Source organism: Inhella proteolytica (genome assembly GCF_016093275.1).
Taxonomy (GTDB): domain Bacteria; phylum Pseudomonadota; class Gammaproteobacteria; order Burkholderiales; family Burkholderiaceae_C; genus Inhella; species Inhella proteolytica.
In genome coordinates, this window is sequence record NZ_JAEDAK010000004.1 from 216,769 (window position 1) to 234,999 (window position 18,231).

Below are 18,231 nucleotides of genomic sequence, written 5' to 3' on the forward strand. Positions count from 1 at the left end.
GTATGACGAGGATGTCATCGAGCGCAGCCACGCTTGGCGTAGCTTTGCCGCCCTTCACGCGGCTTTACAAACGCCTGCTTACACGCCGAGCGTCGCTGGGTCCAGATAGCGCTGGCGGAACGCCTCGAAGGGCTCCTGGTCGGCTACTTCGATGCGGCACTGCTCGGCCACCGAATCGGCCGCCTGCTGCAGCAGGCGCTGCTGCACCGCCGGGTCCATCGGCAGGTCCAGCACCTGCTGGCGGGCGCGCTCGCTGCAGGCGCTGGTGAAACGGGTGAAGGAGCCGTGCTCGCGCGCACCAGCCAGGGCGCGCGCCGAGGGCAGGCTGTCGGGGGATTGCAGCGCAGCCTGCGCCTGGGCCAGCGCTTCGGCGTAGGCGCTGCCACCCAGCGCGGCGTCCATCTGGCGGGCGATCGGCGCGCAGCCTTCCAGGATCTCGGCGGCCCAGTCCGTCAGCTTCACGCGGCCACCGGCGCGCTCCAACTCCAGCCCGGGCTCGCGCCCGCGCGAGGCGGTGAGCTGTTGGTTGCGCGCCAGCGCGGCGATCTCCTCGGGCGTGTCGGCGGGGCTGTCGCTCTGCAGGCAGTGCAGCAGGAAGACGTCGATGACGCGCATCGTGGCCGCGGCGATGCCCACGTCCTCGAAGGGGTCCAGGTCCATCAAGCGCACCTCGACGTACTCGACCCCGCGCTCGCGCAGCGCATGCAGCGGGCGCTCGCCCGGGCGGATGACGCGCTTGGGCCGGATCGAGCTGTAGAACTCGTTCTCGATCTGCAGCAGGCTGGTGCCGAGCTGGTTGTACTCGCCGCCCAGATTGCGCACGCCAATGCGCTCGTACGGCGCATAGGGCTGCGTCAGCGCGCCTTGCAGCGAGGCGGCGTAGCTGTCCAGGCAGTTGTAGCTGACCGCCAGGCTGGCCTGGGCATCGCTCTGGTAACCCAGGCGCCCCATGCGCAGCGAGGTGGCATGCGGCAGGTGCAGGGTATGCGGATGCTCGGCCGAGAGCGGCTGCAGGCCATGGTCACGCCCCTCCACGAAACTGCCGCACACCGCGGGCGAGGCCCCAAACAGCAGCAGCAGCACGAAGCTCTCGCGGCGGAAGTTGCGGATCAGCGCGAAGTACTCGGCGCTGCTGAGGCCGGGCAGCGACCAGTTGTAGTGGATGCCCGAGATCGTCTGCATGCGCTTGCCATAGCGGTGGCCCAGGCCGGCGCGGTAGACCGATTTGGCGCGCCCGATGTTCGAGGTGCCGTAGCGGCCGATCGGGATGGTTTCATCGGTGGGCAGGCCGCAGGGCATGCTGGAGACCCACAGGCGCTCCTCGCCGATGGCGCGGTAGACGAACTGGTGCAGTTCGGTCAGCTCGCGCAGACAGGACTCGGCATCAGCATGCACGCCGGTGATGAGTTCCAACTGCGACTCGCTGAAGTCGGTGGTGATGTGCGGGTGCGTCAGCGCCGAGCCCAGCGCAATCGGGTGCGGCGTCAGTGCCAGGCCGTTGCCGGCCAGCACGCGCAGGCTTTCTTTCTCGATGCCGCGGCGCATGCCACGCAGGCGCTCGGGCGCGAGCAGGTTGTCGTTCGTCATGGGGGGATCCTGAAGCGGGGAGCGGAGCGAGCCGCTGATTGCGGGGTTCTACCACCCGGGTGGGTGGCCCTGCCAGCACAAGTGCTTGGGTTTTATGCTGGCCCGATGACGTACCGATTGCTGCTCGTCCTCGGCCTCCTGCTGTCTCACCTGGCGGTTCGGGCCCAGCTCGCCCAGCCCGCGTTCGAACTGCAGCAGCTGGCGCCCGGCGTCTACGCCGCCATCGACCAGGGCGGCCGCGCGGGCTCCAACGCCGGCATCGTCATCGGCAACCGCACCGTGCTGGTGGTGGACACCCTGTACCGCGAGCCCGCCAGCCGCGCCCTGCTCGATGCGGTGCGCAAGCTCACCGATCTGCCGATCCGCTACCTCGTCAACACCCACCACCACATCGACCATGTGGCCGGCAACCGCCTGTTCGCCGAGGCCGGCGCCACCGTGCTGGCGCAGCGCAACGTGCCCGGCTGGGTGCAGCCGGAGAACCTGCGCCTGCTGGGGGGAGAACAGGCCAGCGCCGAGCAGAAGGAGCAGGTGGCGCAGCTGCTGCAACCGCAGCTCACCTTCAACGAACGCATGAGCCTGGACCTGGGCGGCCGGCGCGTGGAACTGCAGCACCGCCTCGGCCACACCGGCGGGGACACCGTGGTCTGGGTGCCCGACGCCCAGGTGATGTTCCTGGGCGACCTGCTGTGGCGGCGCTCCATCCCGAACCTGATCGACGCCAACCTGGTGCAGTGGCGCGCCACACTGGAGACCCTGGGCGTGATGGGCGAGCAGACTCGCTTCGTGCCCGGCCATGGCGGCGTGGCCAGCGCGCAGGACCTGCGCGAGTTCGCCGGCTACCTGGACGCGCTGGACCAGGCCGTGGCCGATGCCCAGGGGCCCGAAGAGACGCGCAGCGCCGCGGCCCTGGAGGCACTGCGCGCGCGGTACGCCGCCTGGGCCTACTTCAAGGGCCTGGCCGCGCCCAATGTGCGCGACGCCCTGGCCGAGCGCGAAGGACGCAAGCGGGTGCCCGCGCCCCGCCCCTGATCAGCTCAGGCCCGCCAGCAGCGCCGCATTGCCGCCCGCCGCCGCGGTGTTGACGGTCAGCGTCTGCTCCGCCGCGAAGCGGTAGACCTGCTGGGCCTGCTGGGCCTCGTCCGGTGTCACCAGGGGCACGATGGCGCCGTGGCGCGCGGCCAGCGCCGCCAGCAGCGCGGCGGTCTGGGCGCTGTCCAGACCGGCGGTGAAGGTGGCGTCGAAGGCGGCCGTCTTGGCCCATTGCGCCCACTCGGTGGGCTCGTGCTCCTGGCAGGCCAGCCAGTCGCCCACGCCCTGGCTTTGCAGCTGCTGGCGCAGCGCGCAGGCGCTCTTCAGTTGGGCGGCGGCGCCCACCAGGGTCACCTCGTTGCCGGCCAGCAGGGCCAGGGCCAGGGCGGGGCGCCAGCCGTCGCCGTTCACGAAACCGACGACATGGCCGCGCGCATGCAGGCGCAGCTCGTTGCGCTCGCCGGTGGGGCCGGGCAGGGCCAGGGTGAGCAGGCGCGGCGCGGCCTGGGCCAGCAGGGCGGCCTGGTCGGGCAGCGCGGCCTGCAGGGTGCGCAGGCGCTGCGCCAGGGCCTCGGGCAGGGCCGAGGCGGCCGCGGCACGCGTGGGCACGAAGCTCGGGCGCACGAAGCGCCACAGGTAGTTCGGGCCGCCGGCTTTGGGGCCGGTACCGCTGAGGCCTTCGCCACCAAAGGGCTGCACGCCGACCACCGCGCCAATGATGTTGCGGTTCACGTAGACGTTGCCGATGCGCGCGGCCTCGGCCAGCTTCTCGGCGCGGGTGTCGATGCGGGTCTGGATGCCCATCGTCAGGCCATAGCCCAGGCCGTTGATCTTTTCGATGACGGCCTCGGGCGCGCCGCCCCAGCGCAGCACATGCAGCACGGGGCCGAAGATCTCGGTCTTGAGCTCGGCGATGTCCTTCACCTCGAAGGCGATGGGGGCCACCAGATTGGCCACCTGTGGGTCGTGCTTGCCGCCTTCGGCAATCAGCTGGGCCTCGCGGCGCAGGCGCTCCACATTGGCGCTGATGCCGGCAAAGGCCTCGGCGTCGATCAGCGGGCCGACATCGGTTTCGAGCTTGCTCGGGTCGCCCACGCGCAGCTCGGAGAGTGCGCCCTTGATCATCTCGATCACGCCATCGGCCACCGATTCATGCACGCACAGCAATCTCAATGCCGAGCAGCGCTGGCCGGCGGAGCGGAAGGCGCTCTGCACCACGGCGTCCACCACCTGCTCGGGCAGCGCGGTCGAATCGACCAGCATGGCGTTCAGGCCGCCGGTCTCGGCGATCAGCACCTTGGGCTCGCTGGACGCGGCCAGGGTCTTCTGGATGATCTTGGCGACTTGCGTGCTGCCGGTGAAGCACACGCCCGCCGTGGCCGGGTGGGCCACCAGCGCGGCGCCCACGGTCTCACCGGTGCCGTTCAGCAGCTGCAGCGCATCCGCCGGCACGCCGGCGGCGTGCAGGATGCGCACCGCTTCCACGGCCACCGCCGGGGTCTGCTCGGCCGGCTTGGCGGCCACGCTGTTGCCCGCCACCAGCGCGGCCACCACCTGGCCGGCAAAGATGGCGAGTGGGAAGTTCCAGGGCGAGATGCAGACGAACACGCCGCGGCCCTGCATGGCGGCGTCCCCCGCCAGCTCGGCCTCGTCGGCGTAGTAGCGCAGGAAGTCCACGGCCTCGCGCACCTCGGCAATGCAGTCGGCCAGGGTCTTGTGGGCCTCCTTCACCAGCAGGGCGCACAGCGGCACCAGCTCGGCTTCCATCGCATCGGCGGCGCGGCGCAGCACGGCGGCGCGCTGCGCCACCGGCGTGGCGGACCAACCTGCAAAGCCGGCCTGCAGGCGCGCCATCGCGGCCTGCACGTCTTCACCCGTGGCCACGGGCACCGCGGGCACCTGGCAGGCCTGCACGGCGGCCGTGAAGGGCGCACGCTGGGTGGGCGAGGCCAGGTCCGCGCCGCGGCTGTTGGCGCGGCTCTCGCCGGCGGCCTTGTAGAGGTTCAGCGGCAGCGGCTGCGTGGGCGCGGGGCGCACATCGTCCAGCGGGCAGCCCAGCAGTTCGGGCACGGCCACCTGCGGGTCGGCCAGCTGGTGCACGAAGCTGGAATTGGCGCCGTTCTCCAGCAGGCGGCGCACCAGGTAGGCCAGCAGGTCGCGGTGCTCGCCCACCGGGGCGTAGACGCGGCAGGGCGTGTTCTTGTCCTTCAGCACCTCGCGGTAGATGCCCTCGCCCATGCCGTGCAGGCGCTGCATCTCGTAGGGCGCACCAGCGGCCTTGGCCATCTGCAGGATGGCGGCGATGGTGCCGGCGTTGTGGCTGGCGAACTGCGGGTAGATCACATCCTTGCAGGCCAGCAGGGCCTGGGCGCAGGCGAGGTAGGACACATCGGTGTGCGCCTTGTGCGTGAACACCGGGTAATGCTCCAGGCCCAGTTCCTGCGCGCGCTTGATCTCGCCGTCCCAGTAGGCGCCCTTGACCAGGCGCACCATGAACTTCAGGCCGTACTTGCGGGCGACGGCGGCCACCGCGTCGATGACGGCGCGGGCGCGTGTCTGGTAGGCCTGCACGGCCAGGCCAAAGCCCTGCCACTGCGGATGCTGGGCGGCGATGTGCTGGGCCAGGGCCTCGAACACGTCCAGGCTCAGCTCCAGGCGGTCCACCTCCTCGGCGTCGATGGTCAGGTTCATGTTCGCGGCCGCCGCAGCGTCCACCAGGCCGCGCACGCGCGGCACCAGGGTGGCGAACACGCGTTCGCGCTGCAGCACCTCGTAGCGGGTGAACAGGGCGCTGAGCTTGATCGAGATGCCGTCGCTGCCCATCGGGCTGGGCGCGCGGCCGCCAGGGAAGCGCGCGGCGATGCGCGCGATGGCATTGCGGTAGCTGGCCAGGTAGCGCTCGGCATCGTGTTCGGTGCGCGCGCCCTCGCCCAGCATGTCGTAGCTGAAGGTCAGCTGCGGCAGCTCCTTGCGGGCCGAGGCCGCCTCGCCCTGGGCCTCGTCGATGTTGCGGCCCAGCACGAACTGCCGGCCCAGCAGCTGGATGGCGCGCACCGTGGCGGCCACCACCGTCTTGCTGCCCATGCGGCCCAGCAGACCACCGCTGTCCTCACCGGGCAGGAACTTCTTCGACAGGCTGATGGCGGCGGCGCTCAGGCTGCTGAGCATCTTGTGCGGGCCATCGCCGGCGGCGTCGAAGTCGGCGCGGCCGAGCTGGTCGGCCGTCAGTGCGATGGCCGTCTCGGCATCGGGCACGCGCAGCAGGGCCTCGGCCAGGCGCATCAGGGCCAGGCCCTCGGGGCGGGTGATCGGGTACTCGCGCAGCAGCGATTCCATCGCCCAGAAGGGCGCGGGGTTGTCGCGCACCTGCTCGACCCAGGGGCCGGCCTGCGCAATCACCTGGGCCCAGCCGGCCTGGGTGCCGGCCAGCTCGGCCACCAGGGCAGCCACGGCGGCGTTCTCATCGCGATAGGGCTCGGGCAGGCGCTGGATCTCGGGCAGGGTGCTCATGGGGTGTCTCCTGAAGATCCTGGCACTGTAGGCCGGCGAGTTCCGGAAAGGTTGCGGAGAATCGCGCCATCCGCCGAATGGAACCCGACCATGGACCTGGACGCCACCCCGCCCGAAGGCCTCGACCGCATCGACCTGCGCATCCTGCGCGTGCTGCAGGAAGACGCCCGCATCACCCACCAGAAGCTGGCCGAGGCCGTGCACCTGAGCGCCAGCAGCGTGCATGAGCGCGTCAAGCGCCTGCAGCGCGAGGGCTTCATCCTCGGCTACCGCGCCCAGCTGAACCCCGAGAAGCTGGGAGCCGCGCTGATGGTGTTCGTGGAGGTGCTGCTCGACCGCACCGTGCACGACGTGATGGACACCTTCAAGGCCGCCGTGCAGGCCCGGCCCGAGATCCTGGAGTGCCACCTCGTGGCCGGTGGCTTCGACTACCTGCTGAAGACCCGCGTGGCCGACATGGCGGCCTACCGCAGCTTCATCGGCACCGGCATCTGGAGCCTGCCGGGGGTGCGGGAGACGCGCACCTATGTGGTGATGGAGGAGGTGAAGTGCGAGTTGGGGGTGCGGGTGTGAGCGCCGATCCCCATGACTTGAGCCTGAGACTGCCTGGCGGCCGATTGAACCTGCGGGTCGGCCTGTGGACCGAGCGAGATGGCGCCCTGCTGCTGCAGCGCGAGCACGGCGACAGCTTCTGGACCGTGCCCGGTGGGCGGCTGCGCTTTGGCGAGACCTTGGAGCAGGGGCTGCGCCGCGAACTGCAGGAAGAGATCGGCCTGAGCTTCGGCCCTTTGCAGCTGTGCGGTCTGGTCGAGAACTTCTTCGACTGGCGGGGGCAGGCGATGCATGAGTGGCGGTGGCTGATGCGCGCCGCATGGCCCGCAGACTGCGAAGCATTGAGCCGCGAGCCCCAGCTGGAGTTCGCCTGGTGGCCGCTGGCTGAACTGCCCGATCTGCGCCCCTTGGCCTTGAAGGACTGGGGTGGGCACTCGGCGTTCTGGCACCAGGTCCAGGGGCGGCCACATGAATGAGCGGTTGGTGACCGCCTGGCAAAGCGCCTGGCAGGCCCTCGGCGCCCAAGGCGACGGCACAGCGCTGCGCGCGCAACTCTGGGCCGCCTACGCTGAACCCCAGCGCCGCTATCACACCCAGCAGCACCTGCTCGAATGCCTGCACACGCTGGACACGGTGCGCGAACAGGTGCCCGAGGCCGCGGCCGTCGAGATCGCGCTCTGGTTCCACGACGCCATCTACGAACTGCAAGGCAAGGACAACGAAGCGCGCAGTGCTGCCTGGGCCGCGCAGGCGCTGCGCGATGCCGGCGCGCCCAGCGACCGTGCCGAGCAGGTGCGGCGCCTGGTGCTGGCCACCCGCCACCAGGCCAGCCCGCAGGCCGAGGACGAGGCCTGGCTGGTGGACATCGATCTCGCCATCCTGGGCGCCGCACCGGCGCGCTTTGCCGAGTACGAGGCGCAAATCCGCGCCGAGTACGCCTTCGTGCCCGAAGCGCTATTCAAGACCAAGCGCGCCGAGGTCTTGCGCGGCTTTCTGGCGCGCCCCTTCCTCTTCAGCACGGCGCACTTCCGCACCGAGCTGGAAGCGCGGGCGCGCGCCAATCTGGGCCAGGCGCTGGCGTGAGCGCCGCCCTGGCCGAACGCCTGCGCGCCCTGGCGCGGGCCGAGCCAAACCTGATGCGCGCCCTGCATGCGGCGCGCCAGCTGGGCCTGCAGAACTGGTGCATTGCCGCCGGCGCGGTGCGCAACCCGGTATGGGACCGGCTGTTCGGCTGTACCAGCCCCACTGCCGATGTGGACCTCGTGTACTTCGATGCGACCGACACGGACCCGCAGCGCGACCGTGCGCTGCAGGCCGAGCTGAGGGCCATGGCTCCGGAGTGGGACTGGGAAGTCGTCAACCAGGCCGGCGTGCACCACTGGTACGAAGCCAGCTACGGCGGCGTGCTGCCGCCATACCGCTCACTCGATGACGCCCTGGCCCGCTGGCCGGAAACCGCCACGGCCGTGGGGCTGCGCCTGGAACCGGACGACCGCCTGACCGTGTTGGCGCCTCTGGGCCTGCAGGATCTGTTCGACGGCGTGCTGCGCCACAACCCGGCGGGCGGCAGCGTGGCGCAGTTTCAGCAGCGCCTGGTCGACAAGCGGTTTTTGCAGCGCTGGCCCGGCTTGCGTATGCCGCGGGATGGAGCGGCCCAGGGCTGCAGATAATCCGCGCCCTTTGCCACCCACTCGCCCACCAGAGGCCGGACGGGGTCGGCAAGCACTTGGCACATCTTCAGGGAGCCCCATGGGCACGAACTTGTTCACTTGGCGCATGGCCTTGCTGCCTTGCGTCCTCAGTCTGCTGGTCGCCTGCGGGGGCGGCTCGGAACCGCCCGCGGCAAGCCCACAGGTCGCGGCAGCGGATCTGACCCAGCAGGCTGCGGAGACCCTGAGGCGGCGTGCCAGCGGCCTGCGGGTGCAAGCGGCGGCCCTGCCCTCGCTCGAACTGCAGGCCGAGCAGCTGTTCGAGTTTGCCGAGCAGCAGTACCCGCAGCTGTTCCCAGGGCGCAGCCCCACCCGGCTGTTCGGCGCCCTGAACTACCGCTACTACCCGGCCAGTGGCATCTATCTCGGCATCGTCGTTGGCCCCAGCACCGAGTACCAGGCCGAAGGCGTCTACCTGATGGGCGGCCCTTACGGCGACAAGCCCCTGTTGGTCGGCACGATCGGCCAGTTCCTGGATTCCGATGGCGATGGGGTTGCCAATGCCCAGGACGTGGCACCCAGCGACCCGCTGTGCGCGCTGGCACAGGACGCCTACCAGGGCAGCTGCCACTGGCGCAGCATGGGCAGCGCAAAGGTCAAGATCCTGGGCCAGAGCGGCGACCTGCTGTACCTGAGTGCGCTGGGCGAGCAGGCCCTGGTCTATGCCTATGACCTGCGCAGCGGCCACTTCAGCGCCCGCGTGGCGCTCAGCGGTTTCGTGCCCACGGCCATGGTGTATTCGGCCGAGCAGGCGCGCTTCTACATGGGCGACGCACAGGGCCGCGTGCACGCCATCAACGAAGCTTTCGTCGAGATCGGCAAGCCCTTTGCCGAGGTGAAGTTCGCCGTGAACGCCTTGGCAATGGCAGGCAAGCATCTGATGGTGCAGGACAGCTCCGGCCTGACGGTGTTTGATCGCTTCGGCATCCAGACCGGCAGCGGTGGCGTGTTCTATGCGTCGATCGACGGAGCCGAATGGAATGCGGCCAACTCGCGCCTGTATTACCTGACCCGCGGCATCAGCCCGGCCGATGTGGTCTATGCCGAGCTGGACAGCGCCACCGGCAAGATCAAGGGCGGGGGTGAATCGCCCTATCACGGGGACTACCCCATCATGGATCCGGTGCGTCTCAACCCGGCCGGCACGCGCCTGCTGCTGGGTTCGGGCAATCTTTACAGCACCGACACGCTGCGCTGGGCCGGCAAGCTGCCCACCGAATCCATCGCCGACGCCCTCTGGCTGAACGACAGCGACACCGTGGTGGCCTCGCGGGGCGCCACGCGGGTGCGCCTGCAGCGCTTCGACGGCACGCGCCAGCTCGTCGAGGCCATGGACCTGCCGCCCGGCGGGCAGCTGCTGGGCCTGGTGCGGCGCGGTGGTGATGTGCACTGGCTGCTGCAGTACGGTGACCGCGTGCAAGTGGGCGTGTTCACGCCCTCGGACGACAGCGACAAGGATGGCGTTCCGAACGGCCAGGACAAGTTTCCGCTCGACCCCGCGGCGGCTGCGGACAGCGACGGCGACAGCCACCCCGACGCCTGGCTGGCCGGGCGCAGCCAGGCCGACAGCACCACCGGCCTGAGCCTGGACGCCTACCCGCTGGACGCCGCCTGCCATGCTCCTGAGCAGGGCAACGGCAGCGTCTGCAACCCCAGCTTCTACGCGCCCAAGGCCGTGCCCACCAAGGTGCTGGCGGACGGCCGCGGCATGGTCTACCTGCTGGATACGCAAGCCGCGCGCGTGTACCGCTGGTCCGCCAGCAGCGCCAGCTTCCTGACGCCCCTGGTCATCGGCCAGCCCGACCTCGCCGGCGTGCGCCAGGGTCCGCGCGTCTTCGGCCTGAGCCCGGATGGCCGCCGCCTGTACTTCGGCTACGACAACGGCCTGGTCAGCTGGATGGACAGCGCCGGTGGCGCCGAGCGCCAGTTCGCCAATGTGGCCAGCACGGTGGGCGGCCTGGTGGCGGCCGGCAACTTCGTGCTGGTGCAGGACGCCTCGGGCGCCTGGGACACGCACAGCGTGTTCGATACCAACGGCGTGCTGCGCGACAGCCAGGACTGGAACTACTACTCCACGCACTACCTCTGGGCACCCACCCAGAACCGCGTGTACTTCTATCGCTCCAGCCAGAGCCCGAACGATCTGCACTACGAAGAATTGGACCCGGTGAGCGGCAAGATCGCCAGCAAGGGCGAAACGCCGTACCACGGCGAGCACAGCTTCTACGGCGCCATGGCCCTGTCACCCAGCGGCGCGCGCATCGCCCTCGGGCAGGGCCTGGTGCTTTCCACCAGCGATCTGCGCGTGCTCAAGGATCTGAAGGAGGCCTGGCTGGATGTGCAGTGGCTGCTGGACGGCCGCCTGGCCGCCCTGCTGCCCAACGGCGCCAACACGCGCGTGGCGCTCTACAACGCCAACAGCCTCGAACTCGAGGGCAATCTGCTGGCCGAAGGCGAGCCCATCGCGCTGAGCCCTCTGGGCGGCCAAACCCTGGCCGTGCTGACCCGGCTGCGCGACGGCAGCTTCCGCATGACCACACTGCAGCCCTGATCGGGCCGCTCCCAGCCTGCATCCGCTTCGCAGACCCCATGCACGACTACTACGCCACCCGCGCCCCCTACTACGACGCCGTCTACGCCAAGCCCGAGCGCGCGGCCGACATCGCCTGGCTGCAAGCCACCCTGCCCGAGGTGTTCGCCGGCCACCAGGTGCTGGAGATCGCCTGCGGCACCGGCTTCTGGACGCCCTGGATCGCGCGCACCGCCCAGCGCCTGGTGGCCACCGATGGGACTGCCGAACCGCTCGCTCTGGCCCGCGCCCGCCCGGGCTGCGAAGCGGTGCACTTCCAGCAGGCCGATGCCTACGCGCTGCCGGCAGAGCTGCAGGGCTTTGACGCCGCCTTTGCCGGCCTGTGGTTCTCGCACGTACCGCGTGAGCGCCAGGCCGAGTTTCTGGACGGCCTGCATGGTCGGCTGCAACCTGGCGCCCGCGTGGTGATGATCGACAACAACGAGGTGCAGCTGGGCGACTGGCCCATCGCCGAGACCGACGCCCACGGCAACACCTTCCAGCACCGCAGCACCCACGATGGCGTGGTGCACCCGGTGCTGAAGAACTTCCCCACCGAGGCCGAGTGGCGCCAGCTGCTGGCCGACCGCGCCACCGACATCGAGTGGCGGATGCTGGAGAACTTCTGGTGGGTCAGCTACCGGCTGCGCTGAACACCAGCAGCAGGTTGTTGGCCGGCATCGCCACCCGCTCGCTGAGCCGCAGGCCGGCACGCGCGGCCTCGGCCGCCACATCGGCCAGCGCGCGCAGGCCCCAGGCGGGGTGGCGGGCGCGCAGGTCGGCGTCGAAGGCGAGGTTGCTGGGCGCGGTGGGCAGCTCGGCTTCCAGGTAGGGCCCGTAGGTGATGAGCCGGCCCTGCGGCGCCAGGTGGCGGGCGGCGCCCTGCATCAGGCCGGCGCAGCAGGCCCAGGGGGCGATGTGCAGCAGGTTGGCGCAGTACACGAGCTCGAAGCGCGCCTCGCCCAGGCCCCAGTCGGGCTGGGCCACGTCCAGCGGCAACGGCGGGCGCCAGCGCGCCGGCCGCGGGGGCTGGCGCAGCCAGTGCAGCAGCTCGGGGTCGGCCTCGGTGGGCTGCCAAAGCCAGCCCGGCAGGCCGGCCACGAAGTGACGGGCGTGCTGGCCGGTGCCGGAGGCGATTTCCAGCGCCTGACCCTGCGCGGGCAACAGGCGCTGCAGTTGCTCGAGGATGGGCTGTTGGTTGCGTTCGGCGGCGGGGGAATGGGGTGCGGGCATGCCGCCGGTTTTACTCCAGCGCCCGCCCCAGGCGCGCCAGGCGCGGCAGGTAATGGCGCTCAGGGTCGAAGGAGGCCAGCAGGCGGCTGACGCGGCCGATCAGCAGCGCGCGCGGCACCGGGCCGAAGTAGCGCGAGTCGTGGCTGTTGTCGCGGTTGTCGCCGAGCATGAAGTAGTGGCCGGGCGGCACCTGCCATTCACCGTCGCGCCGCGCCGGCACCGCCGGCAACGCCTGCAACGCATGGCGGCGCGCGCCCAGCTGCTCAACGCCGCGCAAGGCCGGGCCCAGCGTCTCCTCGGCCCACTCGGGCTCGCTCAGCGGCACCGGCAGGTCGTTGATGAAGAGCCGGCCGGCGCGCAGCGTCACGCGGTCGCCCGGCAGGCCGACGACGCGCTTGAGCAGGCGCGTGCCATCGGCCGGTGAGCCGAAGGTGACGATGTCGCCGCGCGCCGGCTCCTGCCACTGCGCCAGCACCAGGTCGCTGAGCGGCAGCTTGAGCTGGTAGGCCAGGCGGTTGACGAGCACCACGTCGCCTTCGATGACGGTGGGCCGCATCGAGGCCGTGGGCACCGGGTTCCAGTCCGCCACGGCGGTGCGGAACAGGCCGAACAGGGCCAGGAAGAGCAGAAAACCGCGCTGTTCGCGCCACCAGGTGCGGGTCATGGGAGCCTCCTTGAAAGCCCGCAGGCTAGGAGGGGCCGCCCGGGCCGTGGGGGCCGGCGCGATGGTTGCACGCACGGCGCGGCGAATGGCGGGCAGGAATGCACGGATGGCGGCCCAAGGGCACCAGGGGCCTCGCTAGGATGCGCGCCCATGCGCTGTGCTGTCCCCCGTCTGGCCTGGACCTTGGCCCTGCTGACCGGGGCCTGGGGTGCGGCGCAGGCGCACCATGAGACCGGCGCGCTGGAGGTGCAGTTCCGCAGTGTGCCGGTGCCGCAGAACCTGGTGCCCAGCCTGGCGCAGGACCGCCGCGGCTTCCTGTGGGTGGCCACCAGCGAAGGCCTGATGCGCTTCGACGGCTACCGCCTGCGCCCGATCGAACAGGGCAGTGGCACGGCGGTGCGGCGCAACCTCGGCTGGATCCGCGCGCTCAGCCCCGGCCGCGATGGCCGCATGTGGATCGGCAGCGACACGCAGGGCCTGCTCAGCTACGACCCGGCGCGCGACCGCGTCGATAGCCATTCGCCCAGCGGTACTGCGCGCGCCGTCATCCGGGCGCTGCTGGAAGACGACGAGGGCCAGGTCTGGATCGCTACCGTGGGCCAGGGCCTGCAGCGCTTCCGCCCTGCCACCGGCCAGCTCGACACCGAGGCCATCCCCTGGCGTGAGCAGACCGAGAGCCGCGTGATGGCCCTGCACCGCAGCCCGAGCGGCCAGCTCTGGGCCGCGCACTGGCACGGCCTGGCGCAGCGGGTCAACGGCCGCTGGCAGGACCTGCCGCTGCCCGATGCCCCCGAGGGCGCCACCGTGCTGAGCCTGCTGGAGGACGAGGACGGCCGGCTCTGGTTCGGCACCCAGGACGGCCGCCTGGGCGTGGTGGAGCGCGGCCGCGCGCGCTGGGTGCTGACGCAGCTGCAGGTGGCCGTGCACGCGCTGGCGCAGGCGCGCGACGGCATGCTGTGGGTCGGCACCAAGAGCGGCCTGCTGTGGGTGGACCCGGTGAGCGGCGCCATCCGCCAGCGCCTGCGCCCGGACGCCCGCCGCCCGCTCGGACTGGCGGGCAGCGACATCAGCCAGCTGCTGCGCGACCAGGACGGCGCGATGTGGGTGGCCGGCTTCGGCGTGGGCCTGCAGCGCCACCAGCACCACCCCGCCTTCACGGTGCGCGGGGCCGACCTGGAACCCAAGGCCCCGCTGGCCGAACCCGATGTGCGCTCGGTGCTGGGCCTGCGCAATGGGCGCGTGCTCGTCACCACGCAGACCGGCCTGGTCGTCGAACTGGACGGCCGCCCCGAGCAGGGCCTGGCCACGCGCGGCATCTGGCCGCGCGAGCGCCACACCATCGTCGAATTCATGGCCGAGGGGCCGGACGGCAGCCTGTGGATGGCCAGCGCCGGCCGGCTCGAACAACGCACCCCCGAGGGCCGGCTGCTGCACGACTGGCCGCTCGACGGCGGCCGCGCCCAGCAGATCCTGCCGCGCGCCAACGGCGAGGTGTGGCTGGGCATGCAGGAGGGCCTGTACCGCCTGCGCAGCGCCCAGGCCGCGGCACTGGAGCGCGTGCAGCCGGCGGGCGGCCAGCCGCTGAGCGGCGCCGTGCACGCGCTCGCCGAAGACCCGCGCGACCAGAGCGTCTGGGTGGGGGGCCAGCTCGGCCTCTTCCGCTGGCAGCAGGACGCGCTTCGCCCGGTGGCCGAGGCACCCGGCGAGGGCCTGGGCTCCCCCATCGTCATGGCCCTGCTGGTGGGGCGCAACGGCACGCTGTGGGTGGACACCGCGGTGAGCGGCCTGCACCGCCTGCGCGGCTTCGACGGCACGCAGCGCGCGCGCTTCGAGCGCATCAGCGAGTCCCTCGGCGTGGACGGTCGCTTCGGCGGCAATCTGCGTCAGGACAGCCTGGGCCGCATCTGGAGCCAGATGCTGGTCTACGACCCGCGCCAGCACCGCATCGACCGCTTCGGCCCCGCCGAGGGCGCGGCCTTCGGCACCTACTGGTTCTTCAGCAACACCGCCCTGCCCGACGGCCGCCTGCTGTTCGGCGGCAGCGCCGGCATCCTGCAAGTGGCGCCGCTGGCCTACCACAGCCCGCCGCGCTCCACCCCGGTGGTGCTGAGCAGCCTGCGCATCAACGGCCAACCCGTGCCGGCCAGCGTGCCGGCCGCCGGCCTGCCCCTGCCGGCCGGCACGCGCAGCCTGGGCGTGGAGTTCGCGGGGCTGGATTACGCCGACCCCGGCCGCCTGCGCTACCAGTACCGCCTGCGCGGTCTGGACGAAGCCTGGACCGAGGTGGATGCCGGCCAGCGCAACCCCAGCTTCGGCCCGCTGCAGCCGGGCCACTACACCCTGCAGGTACGCGCCTCGGCCCTGCCCGGCCAGTGGGGCGACCAGCTGCTGGAGCTGCCCTTCGACCTGCGGCCGGCCTGGTGGCAGACCGGCTGGGCGCACACCGCCCTGGCGCTGCTGGCGCTGGGTGCGCTCTGGGGCGTGGTGCGCTGGCGCACGCGCAGCCTGCGCCGGCGCGAGGCCGAGCTGCGCGCCCAGGTGGAGGCACGCACCACCGAGTTGCGCGAGGCCAGCCTAACGGACGCCCTGACCGGTCTGCGCAACCGCCGCTACCTGGACCTGCGCCTGCCCGACGACCTGCGCCTGTGCCTGCGCCGCCACGCGAACCAGCCCCCGCCAAGCGACAGCGACCTGCTGGTGATGCTGCTGGACCTGGACCACTTCAAGCACGTCAACGACGTGCACGGCCACGCCGCCGGCGACGCCGTGCTGGTGCAGCTGGCCGAGCGCCTGCGCGGCGTGTTCCGCGCCAGCGATTCCCTGGTGCGCTGGGGCGGCGAAGAGGTGCTGGCCCTGGTGCGTGAGACCGACCGCGACGACGCCGCCGAGCTGGCCGCGCGCGTCTGCGAGGCCGTGCGCAGCGCACCCTTCGTGCTGGAAGGCGGGCAGACGGTGCGGGTCACCGCCTCGATCGGCTTCGTGGCCTTCCCGCTCGACCCCACACGCCCCGAGGCCTGGGGCTGGGCCGCCACCTTGCAGATGGCCGATGCCGCGCTCTACGCCGCCAAGGCCCAGGGCCGCGACGGTTACCTGGGCGCCGTGCGCGCCAAGGGCCTGGCGCCGCAGGACGTGCCGCAGCAGCTGGGCCGCTGGCTCAGCGACCCGCGGCTGGAGGTGCGGCGCGGGCAGAGTGGCATGGCGCCCTAAAGCGCCGCCGCCAGCTCCGTGCCCTGGCGGATGGCGCGCTTGGCATCCAGCTCGCCGGCCTCCAGCGCGCCACCGATCAGGTGCACCGGGATGCCCAGCGCCTGCAGCGGCGCCTGCAGCTCGCGCAGCGGCTCCTGGCCGGCGCAGATGACGATGCTGTCGGCCTCGATCAGCTGGCCGTTCTCGCGCTTCTCGCCCCAGGTGACGAACAGACCCTCGGGCGTGATGCGCTCGTAGTTGGCGCTGCCCAGCATCTCCACGTTGGCCATCTTCAGCATGGCGCGGTGGATCCAGCCGGTGGTCTTGCCCAGCGTGCCGCCGGGCTTGCCGGCCTTGCGCTGCAGCAGGGTGATCTGGCGGCTGGGCTTGCCCGGTTGGGGCTTGAGGTAGCCGCCCGGGGTCTCGGCCGGGTCGCCCACGCCCCAGTGCTTGTTCCAGGCCGGCAGGTCCAGGGTCAGGCTGTGGCCGGCCTCGAGCAGGAACTCGCTCACATCAAAGCCGATGCCGCCCGCGCCCACCACCACCACCTTCTGGCCCACCGGTTTCGTGCCCTTGAGCACATCGATGTAGCCCAGCACCTTGTGCGCCAGCGCCGGGTCGTCCTGGCCGGGGATGCGCGGGTTGCGCGGCGTCACGCCGGTGGCCAGCAGCACCACGTCGAAGCCCTTCAGGTCCTCGGCGCCCACGCGGGTGTTGAGGCGCAGGTCCACGCCGGTGATCTCGATGCGCTTGCCGAAGTAGCGCAGGGTCTCGTAGAACTCTTCCTTGCCCGGGATGCGCTTGGCCAGGTTGAACTGGCCGCCGATCTCGGCCGCACCGTCGAACAAGGTGACGGCATGGCCGCGCTCGGCCGCCGTGGTGGCCGCGGCCAGGCCGGCCGGCCCGGCGCCCACCACCGCCACCTTCTTCTTCGCCGGCACCGGGGTGATGCGCAGCAGGGTCTCGTGCGCCGCGCGCGGGTTCACCAGGCAGCTGGCTATTCTGTTCTTGAAGGTGTGGTCCAGGCAGGCCTGGTTGCAGGCGATGCAGGTGTTGATCTCGTCGCGCCGGCCTTCCCGCGCCTTCTTGACGAACTCGGCATCGGCCAGGAAGGGCCGCGCCATGCTGACCATGTCGGCGCTGCCTTCGCTGAGCACCTGCTCCGCCACCTCGGGCATGTTGATGCGGTTGGTGGCCACCACCGGCGTACTGAGGCCCTGCGCGCGCAGGCCCTCGCGCAGCTTCTTCGTCACCCAGGCAAAACCGGCGCGCGGCACGCTGGTGGCGATGGTGGGCACGCGCGCCTCGTGCCAGCCGATGCCGCTGTTGAGGATGGTGGCGCCCGCCTGGATGACACCCTGCGCCAGCTGCATCACCTCGTCCCAGCGCTGGCCCTGCGGCAGCAGGTCGAGCAGGCTGATGCGGTAAATGATGATGAAGTCCGGCCCGCAGGCCTCGCGAATGCGGCGCACGATCTCCACCGGCAGGCGCATGCGGTTCTCGTACGCACCACCCCAGGCATCCGTGCGCTGGTTGGTGTGCGGGCTGAGGAACTCGTTGATGAAGTAACCCTCGGAGCCCATCACCTCGACGCCGTCGTAACCGGCCTCGCGCGCCAATTGGGCACAGCGCACGAAGGCGCGGATCTGCCGCTCGATGCCGCGCTCGCTCAAGGCGAAGGGCTTGAAGGGCGTGATGGGCGACTGGATGCGCGAGGGCGCCACGATGAAGGGGTGGTAGCCGTAGCGGCCCGCGTGCAGGATCTGCAGCGCGATCTTGCCGCCCTCGGCGTGCACCGCGTTCGTGATCACCTTGTGGCGCTGCGCCGCCCCGCTGGTCGTCAGCATGCCGGCGAAGGGCTTGACCCAGCCCGCCACATTGGGCGCGAAGCCACCGGTGACGATCAGCCCCACCTCGCCCCGCGCGCGCTCGGCGAAATAGGCGGCCGCGCGGTCGAAATGCTTGCGGCCGTCTTCCAGGCCGGTGTGCATCGAACCCATCAGCACGCGGTTGCGCAGGGTGGTGAAGCCCAGGTCCAGGGGCTCTAGAAGGTGGGGGTAGGTGGTCATCCATGGATGCTAGGCGCGAGAGGCAATGCGGCTCTAGGGGGAGGCGCCCAAGCGCAACCCGGGTTTACGCCAACGCCACTGGAAGACTCAAGCCTTGCGGCGTGAGCGCCCGGAGACCGA

13 protein-coding genes are annotated in these 18,231 nt (G+C 71.2%); 8 read left to right on the forward strand and 5 right to left on the reverse strand.

Translation table 11 applies throughout. From position 1 onward, the window contains the following. Positions 1-78: 78 nt before the first annotated feature. The gene (gene gshA, locus I7X39_RS07865) at positions 79-1,587 is read right to left on the reverse strand and encodes a glutamate--cysteine ligase (protein ID WP_198110427.1); all 1,509 of its coding nucleotides are present in this window, start codon (positions 1,585-1,587) and stop codon (positions 79-81) included. Positions 1,588-1,692: 105 nt separating this feature from the next. Between gshA and I7X39_RS07870 the strand changes: the two genes are divergently transcribed. Continuing rightward, positions 1,693-2,619: an MBL fold metallo-hydrolase gene (locus I7X39_RS07870; protein ID WP_198110428.1), complete on the forward strand. Its 927-nt coding sequence runs from the start codon at positions 1,693-1,695 to the stop codon at positions 2,617-2,619. Here I7X39_RS07870 and I7X39_RS07875 read toward each other — a convergent pair whose 3' ends face one another. Then, positions 2,620-6,129 carry an L-glutamate gamma-semialdehyde dehydrogenase gene (locus I7X39_RS07875; protein ID WP_445666931.1) on the reverse strand — a complete coding sequence of 1,170 codons (3,510 nt, stop codon included), beginning with the start codon at positions 6,127-6,129 and terminating at the stop codon, positions 2,620-2,622. 90 nt (positions 6,130-6,219) lie between these two features. Between I7X39_RS07875 and I7X39_RS07880 the strand changes: the two genes are divergently transcribed. The 6 genes from I7X39_RS07880 (at position 6,220) to I7X39_RS07905 (ending at position 11,612) form a co-directional block, all read left to right on the forward strand. After that, positions 6,220-6,702, forward strand: coding sequence for an Lrp/AsnC ligand binding domain-containing protein (locus I7X39_RS07880; RefSeq protein WP_198110429.1), 483 nt, complete (start codon positions 6,220-6,222; stop codon positions 6,700-6,702). Between the two features lie 17 nt (positions 6,703-6,719). Then, positions 6,720-7,157, forward strand: a complete 438-nt coding sequence (locus tag I7X39_RS07885; protein ID WP_198110430.1) for an NUDIX domain-containing protein — start codon at positions 6,720-6,722, stop codon at positions 7,155-7,157. Positions 7,158-7,164: 7 nt separating this feature from the next. Beyond that, positions 7,165-7,764 carry an HD domain-containing protein gene (locus tag I7X39_RS07890; protein ID WP_310739894.1) on the forward strand — a complete coding sequence of 200 codons (600 nt, stop codon included), beginning with the start codon at positions 7,165-7,167 and terminating at the stop codon, positions 7,762-7,764. Next, a complete protein-coding gene (locus I7X39_RS07895; protein WP_310739895.1) occupies positions 7,761-8,351 on the forward strand; it encodes a nucleotidyltransferase family protein in 591 nt (196 codons plus the stop codon). The genes I7X39_RS07890 and I7X39_RS07895 overlap by 4 nt, the downstream gene beginning before the upstream one ends. 79 nt (positions 8,352-8,430) lie before the next feature. Next, complete coding sequence (locus I7X39_RS07900; protein ID WP_198110432.1) at positions 8,431-10,941, forward strand: hypothetical protein; 2,511 nt, start codon at positions 8,431-8,433, stop codon at positions 10,939-10,941. 38 nt (positions 10,942-10,979) lie between these two features. Then, positions 10,980-11,612 carry a class I SAM-dependent methyltransferase gene (locus I7X39_RS07905; RefSeq protein WP_198110433.1) on the forward strand — a complete coding sequence of 211 codons (633 nt, stop codon included), beginning with the start codon at positions 10,980-10,982 and terminating at the stop codon, positions 11,610-11,612. On the opposite strand, the gene I7X39_RS07910 is transcribed toward I7X39_RS07905, so the two are convergent. Then, positions 11,593-12,192 (reverse strand): DUF938 domain-containing protein, encoded by a 600-nt coding sequence (locus I7X39_RS07910; RefSeq protein WP_198110434.1) that lies wholly within the window; start codon positions 12,190-12,192, stop codon positions 11,593-11,595. The genes I7X39_RS07905 and I7X39_RS07910 overlap by 20 nt on opposite strands. A 10-nt stretch (positions 12,193-12,202) precedes the next feature. Continuing rightward, complete coding sequence (gene lepB, locus I7X39_RS07915; protein ID WP_198110435.1) at positions 12,203-12,856, reverse strand: signal peptidase I; 654 nt, start codon at positions 12,854-12,856, stop codon at positions 12,203-12,205. A gap of 150 nt (positions 12,857-13,006) precedes the next feature. Between lepB and I7X39_RS07920 the strand changes: the two genes are divergently transcribed. Next, positions 13,007-16,063 carry a ligand-binding sensor domain-containing diguanylate cyclase gene (locus tag I7X39_RS07920; RefSeq protein WP_198110436.1) on the forward strand — a complete coding sequence of 1,019 codons (3,057 nt, stop codon included), beginning with the start codon at positions 13,007-13,009 and terminating at the stop codon, positions 16,061-16,063. On the opposite strand, the gene I7X39_RS07925 is transcribed toward I7X39_RS07920, so the two are convergent. After that, positions 16,060-18,111 carry an NADPH-dependent 2,4-dienoyl-CoA reductase gene (locus I7X39_RS07925; protein WP_198110437.1) on the reverse strand — a complete coding sequence of 684 codons (2,052 nt, stop codon included), beginning with the start codon at positions 18,109-18,111 and terminating at the stop codon, positions 16,060-16,062. The two genes, I7X39_RS07920 and I7X39_RS07925, sit on opposite strands and share 4 nt — an antisense overlap. Between the last annotated feature and the right edge of the window lie 120 nt (positions 18,112-18,231).

Coding starts and splice junctions, on each gene's coding strand:
- gshA (WP_198110427.1), bottom strand. CDS start 1,587: ATGACGAACGACAACCTGCTCGCGCCCGAGCGCCTGCGTGGCATGCGC.
- I7X39_RS07870 (WP_198110428.1), top strand. CDS start 1,693: ATGACGTACCGATTGCTGCTCGTCCTCGGCCTCCTGCTGTCTCACCTG.
- I7X39_RS07875 (WP_445666931.1), bottom strand. CDS start 6,129: ATGAGCACCCTGCCCGAGATCCAGCGCCTGCCCGAGCCCTATCGCGAT.
- I7X39_RS07880 (WP_198110429.1), top strand. CDS start 6,220: ATGGACCTGGACGCCACCCCGCCCGAAGGCCTCGACCGCATCGACCTG.
- I7X39_RS07900 (WP_198110432.1), top strand. CDS start 8,431: ATGGGCACGAACTTGTTCACTTGGCGCATGGCCTTGCTGCCTTGCGTC.
- I7X39_RS07905 (WP_198110433.1), top strand. CDS start 10,980: ATGCACGACTACTACGCCACCCGCGCCCCCTACTACGACGCCGTCTAC.
- I7X39_RS07910 (WP_198110434.1), bottom strand. CDS start 12,192: ATGCCCGCACCCCATTCCCCCGCCGCCGAACGCAACCAACAGCCCATC.
- lepB (WP_198110435.1), bottom strand. CDS start 12,856: ATGACCCGCACCTGGTGGCGCGAACAGCGCGGTTTTCTGCTCTTCCTG.
- I7X39_RS07920 (WP_198110436.1), top strand. CDS start 13,007: ATGCGCTGTGCTGTCCCCCGTCTGGCCTGGACCTTGGCCCTGCTGACC.
- I7X39_RS07925 (WP_198110437.1), bottom strand. CDS start 18,111: ATGACCACCTACCCCCACCTTCTAGAGCCCCTGGACCTGGGCTTCACC.